The sequence below is a fragment of the Bradyrhizobium sp. DOA9 genome (genome assembly GCF_000617845.2).
In the GTDB taxonomy this organism is placed as follows: domain Bacteria; phylum Pseudomonadota; class Alphaproteobacteria; order Rhizobiales; family Xanthobacteraceae; genus Bradyrhizobium.
Genome location: NZ_DF820425.1, coordinates 656954 through 670360 on the forward strand (window position 1 = coordinate 656954; position 13407 = coordinate 670360).

The 13407-nt window shown below is 58.7% G+C and carries 6 protein-coding genes and 1 tRNA gene; all 7 read right to left on the minus strand.

Features of this window, described 5'->3' with window-relative positions:
* Positions 1–89: 89 nt before the first annotated feature.
* Positions 90–3410, minus strand: a complete 3321-nt coding sequence (locus tag BDOA9_RS03050) for a DUF499 domain-containing protein (protein WP_025032482.1) — start codon at positions 3408–3410, stop codon at positions 90–92.
* A gap of 18 nt (positions 3411–3428) precedes the next feature.
* On the minus strand, positions 3429–6380 hold the full coding sequence (locus BDOA9_RS03055; protein WP_025032483.1) for a DUF1156 domain-containing protein: 2952 nt from the start codon (positions 6378–6380) through the stop codon (positions 3429–3431).
* Positions 6370–7284, minus strand: coding sequence for an ASCH domain-containing protein (locus BDOA9_RS37645; protein ID WP_210183834.1), 915 nt, complete (start codon positions 7282–7284; stop codon positions 6370–6372). Before BDOA9_RS37645 ends, BDOA9_RS03055 begins: the two co-directional genes overlap by 11 nt.
* Before the next feature lie 21 nt (positions 7285–7305).
* Positions 7306–10824 carry a protein NO VEIN domain-containing protein gene (locus BDOA9_RS03065; RefSeq protein WP_244521449.1) on the minus strand — a complete coding sequence of 1173 codons (3519 nt, stop codon included), beginning with the start codon at positions 10822–10824 and terminating at the stop codon, positions 7306–7308.
* Between the two features lie 24 nt (positions 10825–10848).
* A complete protein-coding gene (locus tag BDOA9_RS03070) occupies positions 10849–11226 on the minus strand; it encodes a hypothetical protein (RefSeq protein WP_152033100.1) in 378 nt (125 codons plus the stop codon).
* Between the two features lie 281 nt (positions 11227–11507).
* The gene (locus tag BDOA9_RS03075; protein WP_025032487.1) at positions 11508–12707 is read right to left on the minus strand and encodes an IS256 family transposase; all 1200 of its coding nucleotides are present in this window, start codon (positions 12705–12707) and stop codon (positions 11508–11510) included.
* A gap of 554 nt (positions 12708–13261) precedes the next feature.
* Positions 13262–13338, minus strand: a tRNA-Arg gene (locus BDOA9_RS03080).
* Between the last annotated feature and the right edge of the window lie 69 nt (positions 13339–13407).

Genomic DNA, 13407 nt, shown 5'->3' on the forward strand with positions numbered 1-13407 from the left:
ACTTAGGCAATTATCGCCCTTAAATAAATTCGGCCTTTATGGAGTGGGCAACTTGGTTTGCATTTACCGCATTCCAGGTCCCGCCACTTTCATTCCTCGAAACCGGTGGACTCCGACTTGAATTTGAGCTGGCGAGCGTTGTCTCGGACAATCCCGACGTCGGCGTCAGCAAAGCCCCCGTCCGCCACAGCCTCGACATCGAGCGTCAATCTAACTTTAGCTCCGGGCGTGCGCTGAAGCTCCATCACGACAGCATTTAGGATCGCATCGAACGACTTCACGGGCCGGACCATATCGATCTCAACAGATCCATAGAATCGTTTGGGGCGTTGGGGTGCAGTCGTTGTTGGTGAGCGGCTGTCGCCACCTTCATGAACCGCTACCGTCGGCGGACCATCTGGGCCTACGTTGATCTTTTCACCAGCAGGGGCTTGTGCTGTGGCAATCTCCTTTCGAACGATGACTGCATCCATTGAGAATGTTGGCGGGGCGAGTCTGCCACATACAAGCCCCACGTAACGCTGCGTAGCTTCGTCAAAGCGATCCGCATAGGCGAACTGTGGATCGGCGCTGGATACGCCCTCACTGATAGCACTCTCAAGCACCGCAGGATCGCGCAGCTTTGGCAGATAGGGGTAAACCGCAAACCATTCTCGAACTTCCGAGATCGGAATGTGCGGCTTGTCGCTAGGCCAAAGCGCCGACAGCTTTCCCATTAACATGCGAGGTCCCAGCGTATCCTTGACCAGGCCGTCGCCGCGCGGCGATACCTTTTCGTATACTGACGCCGTGATCGACGGGCGTTCACGGGAGAGCAGCGTAGCTTGTCCGATCTCGAACGGCTTTCCGTCGAGGACCGTCTCGTCCTTCTCTGCATACAGGATATGAGTCCAAGCCATGCGTATCGCCCGCTCAGCGGCCTCGCGGCTTGTTCTCGCCTTCTCTTTGACGTCAGCTGCCTGTCCCTGTGTAAGCTGCTGCTGGGTGCCCCTGTCGTTCTCGATGGAACTCCATGCCAACGCCTTGCGCACTACATCGCGAGCACTGTTCAAGGCCGTTTCGTCGGAGGCGACAAAGATCAGTGTATTCCGATAGCGGCGTTGCGTAGTCCGGCACCGGGTTAATGCGTCAACGGTCACATCCATGGCTGCCGATACCGTGGCACCCTTCGCATGGATGTATGAAGGCCCCAGAATGATCAGCGTCAACGCCGTCGCCTCGTCAATTGCGCTGGGTTCATCGGGAGCAGCATGTATCTTGCTGAAGCCGCTCCTCTGATTTGCCTCCAACCGCAGTACGCGCAGAATATCGCCATCTACCTCGTGGGCTGGCAAAGACCTGGCTCTCTCATCAGCTAGGCGATTCAGCGTCGGCTGTGTGGAAAACCAGTAACGCCCAGCATCTTCATAGAGATAGGTTGCACCTTCGTGCAGCTCGCGCAGAGCCTCACCGAAGATGGCCAGCTGGTCACCAGGCTCCGCAGCAGCGAGCCGCACGTTTTGCCCAGTCACGCCGGCATTTGGCTGGCCAACTGTCGGTGCCGAGCACAAGAACACAGCCCGTGCAGCGCGCGTCGCCGCCCGCGCCTGGGCAAGGCGCCTTGACGTGTTGGCCTCCATCCGGGCCGGACGCGAACCCTCACCGTCGACTTCGGCGTCAATGACCGCAGAAAAAGCCGCATCGAGCGGATAGATCACGCTGGCCTTGATGCGCGGGTCGGCGATCGGGATACGGGCGGGCAAGATCATCGGATCCCGCGTACGAGCCTGCCACAACACGCTCACTACGTTAGCCATGAAGCGAAGCACTCCGCGTGTTTTCTGAAAGTTGGCAAGCGTGGACCAGTCCCTCGACAGCCGATCAAACAATTCGGGGTGAATCGGATAGGATAGCTTCAGCAAATCGCTGTAGGCTGCCTCACGGGTGAAAGAAGGAAATTCACCGGGGTTGCGCCTATAGAGTTCGTGAAATGCCCTCACCGTTTCATCGCGCGCCTTCTCGCCTTCCGCGTCGAGTTCTTGAAACAGGCGGCGGCGCACAATCTCGTACGTTTCGTTTCCATGTGCGGCTAACCAAGGAGAACCGACACGGCCAAACACTTTCTCAAGTCGACGAAGCGCCGCAATACCCGTCGCACCGCCCGCCTCTTCGTCACTCTCAGGTAGGGACCCGACGAGGAGTACGTTCGGCACCATTTTGACTGCTTCAGTCAACGATTGGATGAACGAGAGGAACGCCTCAAAGCGATCATCGGGCAACTGGCGCGCAAATGCCACGACCTCATCGAGCAAAATGATGCTTGGACCGGCCTTGCGGAACAACTCGACCATCAGCTCCGAGCCTGGATTGCTGCCGTTCGCTTCCGCCTCACGGAGGAGATTGAGACCGACATCGCCAGCAAGCCGCCAAGCGATGAAACCCCATAGGGTTCGAACCTTCGGGCCTCCATTGATGACTAGTGAAGAGTCTATGCCCTTGGCGGTCCCAACAAAGACCGCCGTCCTGACAGGCTTCCAGGACTTCACGCCCATTTCCGCCGCAAGCTCGCGCACGCCCGGAAGCAGGGTCAGATCCGTAGCGTTTGCGAGGTGATACAGCGCCAGCATTGTGTGGGTTTTGCCACCACCGAACGAAGTCTGAAGTCCGAGAATCGGGTCGCCGCCGGTATTCGAAAGTCTCTCTAGCGCAGTGCGGAGCACGCGCTGCAGCCCTTCAGTCAGAAAAGTAATGCGGAAGAAATTGTCTGGCTTAGAGTAGTCCTCACTCGCATGCCCAAGGTCGACAGCGGCGAGGTCGGCAGCAAACTCGGATTGCTTGTAGCGGTTCTCCAGCACGTCAGTGTGCGGAAAGGCCACTTCGATCCATGGCCGCAAAGCGCCGACAGAGGTTTCCGATGAGTCCAGCCCAAGGCTTAGGGTTCCGGGCTTCTCCTGCGCCTTGACTGCCGGTTCGGATACTTCGATGGAGCCAGTTGCGAAACCTTCGCGCCGCTGAGAGTCGTAAAGGTTCGCGATTTCATCGATTTCCCTCTTCGGCCCCTTCACTGCGCGAGCGAGGCAAACCATCGCATCGAGGTAGCGCAGCGCCTCTGCATCGGTCAGCGGCAGCGCCAGATGAGAGGTGGTGTTTCTGGCTTCAAAGGACGTCGATACAAAATTGCGAACCTTGAATTTCTCGTTGCGGGCAAAACCTTCGTCGAACACGTCGCGCCAGTTGTCGAGCATTGTCTTGAGCAGACCATAGGTGTCGAGCGGATCGAGCGGCGATGATCCCTGCGCCCGGCTCGCGTGCATGATCCAGCGTTTGCCAAGCTTCGCCTCCATGCGTTCGGCCACGAAGGGCTGAATGGCCTTCTGCAAATGAAAAAGGCCTTCCTGCACGCGCTGCAGGGTTTCCTTATCCCTCGACATGTCGGCTCCCCCGTTCGATCACAGCAAGCTGGCTTGGGCCGGCCCACCTGGGAGCCGATCCGCTTCGATATCCTGCGCCAGCTCTTCAAGCTTTGGCCATTCCTGGGCAAGCTCGTTGTAAACTAAAGCTTCCTTATGCCACCCCTTGCGTGAAGAGACCTTGTAGAGAAGGTCAGTCAAGGTGAGCGCATCCGACGACCTCCGTCCCATCGAACGGATCAGCCGGGCTGCGGCAAGCTGACCTCCATCTTCGGCAGCAAGAACGCGCGCCGTGTGCTGCACGCATTCCCATATCGTAACCGTTTTGTCTGATGTTGGATTCCAACGGGAAGGCAGATCGGCGCGCGGTGTCAGGCCGGCCTTCCCTCTGCCATCGAAAAACACCCCAGACTCAAAAAGCGCGTTGAGCGGAACCGCCTTGGCGTTGGCGACAACGATTAATTCACCGGATGATTTGGCATCAAATCCGTAAGCCTCGAACCATGCCAATGCGACCTGAGTTTCCGGATCAAAGGAAGCAACAGCTTCGTTCTCTATCTCATCCCAGACCCGATTAATCAGAGTAAGCGCCGTCTTCACAGTCATGGCGCTATCGTCATCCTCGAGCACTCTAGCGTGACGCGAGAATATACCCATGCCAGGACCGATCACCGATTGCTGCATGTCCACCGGGCCAACGCCAGCCTTGCGAATGGCGTCAATTGCCTCGGGCAATTCACGCTTCAAGGCGCGAACGAAATCAGCCCGAGTGACAACCGAAGCTTCACTTGTGCGTTTGCGGCAGACAAGGACAATGGAGGAGGCGAGCGCGTTGGCATCCTTACCGATCATTCGATTAGCTAGTTCAGTGCGGATCGGCCATGTTCCGTCGACTCCCAACCCGGCATCGACAACTGCTTGCAGAAACGATGCCCAGCCTGCCGACGTCACCCCGTCCTGCGCGACCTCAGACTGCTTAAACGCATAGTAGATAGCCAGTGGCTCGGCATCGGTTGCGGCGTTGCGCATAGCAGTAAGCGCCTCACCCATTCCCTGCATGAAGAATGCCTCAGCCTCGTCTTTGCCGCCATGTCGATAGGGTGTGGCGACCAACTCCTCTGCTTTGGGCGTGGTCAGACGGCGGAACAAATCTGGCCAAGTTCGCGATAGCGAACGCCTGAGCCATACATAAAAGAAATCGGAAAGGTCCGCGTAACCGATATTGTCGTAGTAAGGTGGATCCGTTGAGATAACGATGGGCCGCACTGGAAAGGAATTTTTCGCCGCATCAATGTTCGCGATAGCAGCAATTGAGCCCCCAACACCCTGGTTCTCAACAGATTCTGCTGTCCACTCGGCCGCGCCGGCAAAGCTTCCCGTACCATCGAGCAGCGTATTGAGTTCTGCAAAATCCCAACTCATCGGGATGGCCTGCCTTGCAAAGGTCGGGCGGGTACTGTCCCGTTCTGTGAACCACGTGCATATTGATGATCCGCGATCTGCAAGTTTACTCAAGGCAAACGCAAGATACGTAGCTATTGCATCCGCATAAGCTTCAGGGCCATTGCCGTTGGCATGCAGCGGCGTGGCATCGCCGCCATGCTGTTCTAACAAAGAGCTATGACCAAAGCCGCCCGCACGAACATCGCTGAGTACCTGCTCCCGCACCTCGGTAACCAGATCAGAAAACGTGGTCAGTGCAACAAGCTGACGTGAAGTGAAGTAGTCTGCAAATGTATTGAAACAATATCGACGTCCCTGCGCGTTACTAGCGAATGTTCCGCGGCATTCTTGCCGCGGAAGATTCATCTCATCTCCGCTTTCCGAGACCTTGCGATCTGCCTTTTCCGCGGCTTCTTCGTGAGTAACGTTAGGCGAAAGATATACGCGCGATCGCGCACCCTCAGCGACGAGGGCCATCAAACGCGCGCCCATGCGACCGGCCTGTGCTTCGTCGTCGATATAGGCGCCACTGATATTCGCGCCTGTAAGCACACAGCGGAAGGTCGCGCGACCCGCTTTCGTTCCTTCGCTTCGTCGCTTTTCATCTTCCTTTGAAAGGGTTCCTGTCTCTACTTCGAAACGCCAGCCCTCGGCAGCTTTCGGATCGATTACCGGCTGCGCCCACGACTTCTTACCAGCTTTCGTCGAGACCATGAACGAGGATACCAGCGGCACCATCGCGCCTTTCGCAGCGGGATCAGGTGAACGCACGGTGCGAGCCCAGAGCCAAGCGACAACTGTTGCTTCGGAACCATCCGGCAGCTTCGCTTTGGGATAGAGATACCCGATGCGTTTCTCGGCCTCATTGCGCATCCATTGACCATAGTAGCGCACGTCCTCGGCAAGGCCTTGTGCGCCCCTCCCGTGCCAGGCCTGGCTACGCTTGAGTTCTGCCTGCGCCTTTGGATTGACCGGTGGGAGCCCGGCGAATTTTGGCGGGATCTCTACCAGAGCCTTACCGATCAGTACTGCCACCGGATTGAGGTCCGAGCCGAACGCGCGCAGGCCGAGCCGTTGCGCCTCCAGCGGAATCGAGCCGCCACCAGAGAACGGATCATAGACAGGTGGCGCCTTCGTCTGCAGATAGTTGAGGATCGCCTGGCTGTCACCCTTCGGCGGAGGCTCTTCGTCCAGACCCCACGCTACGGAGCGTGCAATTTCCCAGCGCGCTGCGTCCAAGATTGTGTCGTTGTTCGAGGCCTCCCAAGGCACCATGTCGGCGATGACTTTGTGTAGTCGGCGCCTCTCAGCATCTTGTGCAGCCTCAGTCGGGAACCGATCCGGCCATGCTGATGGATCATCAACGAGCTGGGCGAACAGTACCGCGCGGCATGCCGCTAAAGGCCGTCTCGCCCACCACAAATGCAAAGTTGAGGGATGACCATGGCGGATCGACTTCTCGTGCGTGGAAGCTTTATTGATCTCCTCAAGCGGGATCGAAACCTCAATAAGCTTCTTGCGAGGAAGACCGTTGCTCTTATCTTGCATTCGTTTCTTTCGAGATTTTATAGCAGTAGGGAGCAGTGCTGCTCAAGCGGACGGCGTCGCCCTCCTTCAGCCCGGCACGCGAAATGAAGTCAGCCACTGCGCTGCGCGCACGCAGGATGCGCTTGGTACCGTCTATGTCGGTCTCGATCGTACTCCCAGGACTGAAGGTGATAGTGACTGCCCTCGGAGCTATCTCTGACCGGTTGCCGCCTCCAATCGCGTCGCTGGGGAAGAAATCCAGCGGAACATAAATGTGATTGTTGCGAATATTACCGCCTGTAACTTTGACGATGCGACTGGTCCCCGATCGCGCAACGTCCGTGCGCGGCTCGACCGGTACCGCACTTCGCGGATGAGGAGGCGACTTGGCTGTCTTTTCCAGCGGTAGCGGGGGCAATGCACGCGGGAAGTATGATCGGTGTCTATCACCCTCTTCATCCAATTCGACCGAATCTGGTTTCGCCGGAATGCGCACCTTGTCCACGACTTGGTTACTCTGGGCCTCAATCGCCCGAAGTACGTCCTGCCCCAGATTAACCCAGATCACCGCCCCAGATGGATGTTTGTAGGGAACGGGACGGGATAGTGGACGGGCATTGGCCAGGACCCAGGGTGTCCGCCACCCGTCCGCGAACGCCTGGGCTTGACGGCCCCGAGGAATCCGATGCTTCGGTTCAGCCTCGGCGTATTCGGTCGCTGATAAGAGTGGGTTCAGGGAGTTGACGAGGGCAGCGGTGCCGACAACCTGACCGCTGCCCTTGCGAATGAGCGCAATGCGGCCACGGTGATGACAAGCGGTCTTGCGCATCTCCCAAATCTTCTCGCCCTGAAGAATCAGGCTGATCCACGGCTCGTCAACAATTAGGCCTTTCATTCCCCAACTTTCGTTCGAATCTGATGTCATCAGAATTTCCGGCGCTCCGTCTCAGGAAGGCGCCTGTCCCAGCGTTAGCAGCTCTTGCACATTCAGCATCACTGCCATTTCGGCGAACGCTAGGTCCCTGTTGAAAAACCGCCGTACATAGACCGGCTCCTGTGCATAACCTCCTTCGATCTGCACAATAGCGAGGATGAACGCATCGGGCGCATTCAGGGACGCCAGAATCTCGTTCTTGGTAAGGATAATTTCGCGGCCCCCTGCTTGCCGCCCCTTCACTTCGATGAACCGGAGATGACCGGCTTTGAGATCTCGACTCTCAATGTCCCATCCTCTCTTTTCGACTGAGACATCGCGAGGCTCGTGACCAAGGGCACGCTCGGCCGCGATCACTGCCTCCATCGCAAGCCGTTCAGTTAGCGCGCGGGCGATCGGATCCTCCTGAAAAGCATCCGGACCGGCTTTAGACGCATGTCCCAACTTTGCTCGGAGAAGCCCAACCGGAATGACGAGCGCAGCGCCCTTCAAGATCGGTGGCAATGCAGAGATCTGCCGCTCACGATCCAGCTCCGTCTGACGCCGCTGTAGGCGTTCGACAAGACGCGCCGCTGTCGCCTCGGCATTCTGAGCGTTAATACGCTGTTCTTTGCCAGCCCGCTCCTCTTCCCGAAGGCGCGCAGCGCGAGCATCCCAGTAATTGATCTCCCTGGTCAGCCGGGCGCGAACCTCACGCTCGACCTTGTCGATTTCAGCGAGTCGCCGCGATTTGACCTCGCTCAGATGGTCGGGGACGAGAATGCGAACTGCGTAGCTAAGTGCCCGGTTTTCTACGTCGTCTGCCAGCCAAGGCGCAGAGATCACATCTGCGACGGCCGACCGTTCCTCTGCCCTGATCGGGCGAAAGTCGAGATAGGGCGCGGGGCCTCCATCGACTGCCGAGCCCTCCTCCTTCAGGAAAAGAAACTGAAGGCGTTGCGAGACGGCGCGCGGCTCTCCAGACCTGCTAGTCCTTGCATCGCGAATTGCGTGTTCGAGATAAACAAGAAGGCGAGCATTCTCGCTTTCATCTGTCTCATCGACCAGCACACCCCCTTGAGACAAGAGCGGTTGGTAACGTTCGAGCACCACGTCAACTACTGCCTCAAGCAGCGGATGGCCAGGGGCAACGAGTTCAGCCTGTGGCTGACCTACTACGAGATCTTTCTCGAACGTAATTCTCGAGTATCGGTCCAGCACCGGATCGGAGCGACCAATCAACCTGTCGCGCTCTTTCAAGATCGAAGGAACACGAAGGATCTCAAAGCGCCCCTTCTCACGCTCTGCAATTCGGCCACCGAACATTGTGAACGCTTCACGAAAGAACGCGCCTATGAAGTGCGGCTGAAGTCGACGCGCCTGTGCTCGCTCCATTTGCTCCCGAATTTCAGCCACCGCACTCGGATTCATGCCCTCTGAGGTAAGCTTCCGCTCGGCTACGAGCTTCTCGATGGCATCGGCGTCCACCGCGCCATCGACCTTGCGGAAGAGTTCGGCCTTCTTCTCTGGACGATCGCCGTAGCGGATGGCATCGACAAGCAAATCACGCAAGGAATGCCCTTCGAACAGCTCGCCGAGCACGTCGTAGACCTTACCACCGAGAGCTGCGCGCGCCTCCTCCAATTTTTCGAGCAGGCGCCGATAGACTTCGCCTTCTCTCGTATTGGCGGCGCACAAGTTCCAAAGATGGCAAACCTCTGCTTGACCTATACGGTGAATGCGGCCGAAACGCTGTTCAAGCCGATTAGGATTCCAAGGTAGGTCGTAGTTCACCATCAGGTGAGCGCCACGCTGAAGGTTGACGCCCTCGCCCGCGGCATCGTTCGCGATCATGACGCGAACCACCGGATCGGAATTGAACGCAGCGATTGCAGCCCGCCGCGCCTCACGCGCAATGCCTCCATGAATCACTACGACGGCAGACGGATCTCCAATGCGCGCGGCGATCTTCTGCTGCAGATATTCGAGGGTGTCCTTTGGCTCAGTGAAGATAAGCACCTTCCGACGGAGGCCCGTGCTTCGGTCAAGCATCACGGGCTCATCAAGAATGGACTCGAGTTCACGCCATTTGGCATCATGGCCGGACAATTTCAGGCGCAATGCGCGCTCTTCTAGGTCCCTAAGTATCACGATCTCAGCTTCAAGCTCGGCCAGCGTTGCGGCGGCCGTCGCCTGATCGACGATCTGATCCTCCGCCGCTTCGGCCTCGGCTCCTGGAACTTCGTCAATGTCGTCGGGATCATAAGAGGGGAGCACTGGCGTCCGGCTGAGGGGTGTAGCGCCCGGCTGTCGCAGCAACCTCTCTTCCCGCAGTCTTTCCTCCAGCCGCTTTCTGCGCCTCTCCAGTGACCTGTGAATGGCTGCAGGGGAAGAAGCCAGCCGACGCTGAAGGATTTGGAGAGCGAAACCCACGCTCGATCGGCGCTTGTCATCGCCTGTTCGATCAGCGCGATTCATCTCCTCGCGAACGTAGGTGGTGACTGCCTGATACAGGTCAGCTTCGACCGGCGACAACGCATAACTTGCTGTGTAGGCTCGCCGCTCCGGAAAGAGCGGAGTGCCATCGAAACGATATAGCTCCTCCTTGGTGAGCCTCCGCATCATGTCTGACACGTCGGCCTTGTGGACACCTTCGCGGAATCGCCCTTCGAAACGATCCGCATCGAGAAGCCCCATGAACAACTGGAAATCCGCTTCCTTGCCGTTGTGCGGTGTCGCCGACATGAGCAGGAAGTTGCGGGCTCTTGTTCCGAGCAGTCTGCCCAGCTTGTAACGTTGGGTTTCCTTGACCTCGCCACCGAAGTAGGAGGCCGCCATGCGATGAGCTTCATCGCAGATGATCAGGTCCCAGTCTGGAGCCGCCTCCAGCTTGGCTTTCAACTCGTCTGAACGCGCAGCCATGTCCAGCCGTACAATCAGGCGATTTTTCTCGACAAATGGATTGCCGGTGATGGAGGCATCGATCTGATCTCGCGTTAGGAGATCGAACCCGAGCCCAAACTTTTCAGCGAGTTCTTCCTGCCACTGCTCGACAAGGCTCCCGGGGGCAACGATCAGACACCGATCCACGTCACCACGGATCATCAGCTCCTTGATCAGAAGACCAGCCATGATGGTCTTTCCTGCTCCGGGGTCATCCGCGAGTAGGAAGCGGAGCGGCTGCCTCGGCAGCATCTCGCCATACACAGCCGTTATTTGGTGAGGGAGTGCTTCGATCTGGGACGCACTGACGGCGAGATAGGGATCGAATAAATGAGCGAGCCGGATGCGGTAGGCTTCCGACGCTAAGCGCAGCAACCCACCATCAGCATCGAATGCGTATGCTCGGCCGCTGTCAACCAATTCGAAAGACGCATCTTCGCCGCGGTAGAGAAGCCGTTCAGAGACCCGACCATTGACCCGAAAGGCTATGTTGATCGCATCTGGGCCAAACTTGGCGACTTGAATGATCTCGGCCGGGCCGGAAGCGTCGAGTCCACGAACGACACTTCCAGGCCGGATCAAATCGAACACAGATGTTTGCTTTTCCAACCGAACCGCCCCCCAAGTAGCGGACTAGTATCCGAACGCGGCTATATAGGCCCGCTCGTCGAGCAAATACGAAGGCTGCTGGTTAGAGCGACGTTCGACTCGCGTGGTCGACTGCTGAGCAGGTTTGCTCAACTCCTCGAAACCCAGCACGGCTCGCCATTCCTGATAGAACTTCCGAAGTAGAAGCGAGGCAACTTGCGGCTCGCTCCTCGCGGAAACTTCCACCAAGGCTTTCTTGGTCCCGTCCTGCAGCGCCTCACAGAGCGCCCATACCGTCCCGCTCCGCTTTACAATAGCCAGATTCCGAACGCCGGCCTGTTCCAGTAGCCATTCGCCCGCTGCCTCCATAGTCTCGAATGAAACCGTTCTCCCAGCCCCGACCAACGTCAGTCGCATGATCACCCCCGCTATCCAATGCACCTCGCGTGGGTCACCGCTACTTGCGAGAAAGAATTGACCCACGCAACCTACACTTTAGAACGGAGGGTTGGGAAACACTTAACTTCGTGGCCAGATAGCTTGAGCAGGGGTCTAGGAAAGGTCGGAGCACGGCTCAAGGAGATTTTCGATGAGGCCCCTGCAGCGTCCTTTTCGACCTCCGAACTGTGCAAGTTGGGATCGTGTCCCGTGGCGTGGTGTAGCTGAGTGCAGTTCACCGCGTTCGCCGGCATGGGCCGGATCGGTCAGCTGGCGATTGCCGGGAAGCTGACGGCGGGATCATCGCCCAACGGGGCGATGGTTTCCAGTGTCATGTAGCGACCGCGTTGAACCGCCCACTCGTCGTTCTGTTCGAGCAGGATGGCGCCGATCAGGCGGGTGATGGCGTCCTCGTTCGGGAAGATGCCGACCACTTCGGTCCGCCGCTTGATCTCGCCGTTGACGCGTTCGAGCGGATTGGTCGAGTGCAGCTTGGCCCGGTGCGCGGCTGGGAAGCTCATGTAGGCCAGCACATCGGTCTCGGCCTCGTCGAGGAACGCCGCGAGCTTGGGCAGTTTGGGACGCAGCTGATCGGCAATGCGCCGCCATTGCGCGCGTGCCGCCTCGGCATCGTCCTGGGCAAACGCGGTGGCGATGAAGGCGGAGACGACGCGCCGTCCGCTCTTGCCGGCATGCGCCAGCGCGTTGCGCATGAAGTGCACGCGGCAGCGCTGCCAGGTGGCGTTGAGCACCTTGGCGACGGTGGCCTTGATGCCCTCGTGGGCGTCGGAGACGACCAACTTGACGCCACGCAAGCCCCGGCGGGCGAGCTTGCGCAGGAACGCGGTCCAGAACGTCTCGGCCTCGGACGGGCCGATATCCATGCCGAGCACCTCGCGCCGGCCGTCGCTGTTGACACCCACCGCAATGATCACCGCGACCGAGACGATGCGCCCGTTCTGGCGCACCTTTACGTAGGTGGCATCGATCCACAAATACGGCCAGTCGCCCTCGATTGGGCGGTTGAGGAAGGCCTTCACCTTGTCGTCGATCTCGGTGCACAGCCGCGACACCTGGCTCTTGGAGATGCCGCTCATGCCCATCGCCTGCACCAGATCGTCGACGGAGCGGGTTGAGACGCCCTGCACGTAGGCTTCCTGCACCACGGCGGTGAGTGCCTTCTCGGCCATCCGCCGCGGCTCGAGGAAACCCGGGAAGTAGGAGCCCTTGCGCAGCTTGGGAATACGCAGCTCGACCGTGCCGGCGCGGGTCTCCCAGCTCCGATCGCGGTAGCCGTTGCGCTGGACCTGACGCTCCTGGCTCTTCTCGCCGTAAGCGGCTCCGGTCAGGCCTTCGACCTCCAGCTCCATCAGCCGGTGGGCGGCAAAGCCGATCATCTCGCGCAACAGATCGGCATCAGGGGTCTTCTCTACGAGCGCGCGCAAGTTCATCATGTCGTCGGTCATCGGTGGTTCCTCGAATCAGGTTGGCTGTCGCAATCCAAACCTTACCGACGAATCATCGGTGACCACCCGCAAAGCCGCCCGCCCGCTACGGCGCTATCGGAGGGCGCGCGGGCGGGCGACTTTGCTCATCAGCTACACCACTTCTTGGGACACGACCCAAGTTGGTCTATCGCACCGAAGCGATCCAGAAGAAGCACCGGGTCGCGGTGTTGAGAGCCTTGCGGACCCTGGCGAGACGGGAGCAGGCTGAGATCTGGTTCATTGTTCTGCGCCATGAGAAGGCTGACACCGAGTGGCTCGGGAAACGATGCCCCTACAGATCGAAAGCTGCGCGCCGACTGCGATGAGGGGCGTTAGAGAAAAACGCCTTTTGTCGGTTCGTAGTCTGATCCGGCTCGCTCGATGGGGGGCTATGTCAAATAAAAAAATGAACCCGCTTCTGCCGAGGCAGATCAGTCTCAGCGGACTCAAAATCCACTTTGCAAACGGTGGTTGCTACTTGGTAGCTAGACAGGAAAAAGCCGGTCGTCAGTTCGGCTAAGTCATTGAAATGATGGCGCGCCCGGAACGATTCGAACGTCCGACCCTCAGATTCGTAGTCTGATGCTCTATCCAGCTGAGCTACGGGCGCGTGTTTCGCAAGCAGCGCGGGCAGGGCCCGCAAGCAGCCCCCGGCGGAGCCGGAGGGGGTGCGAAAGAG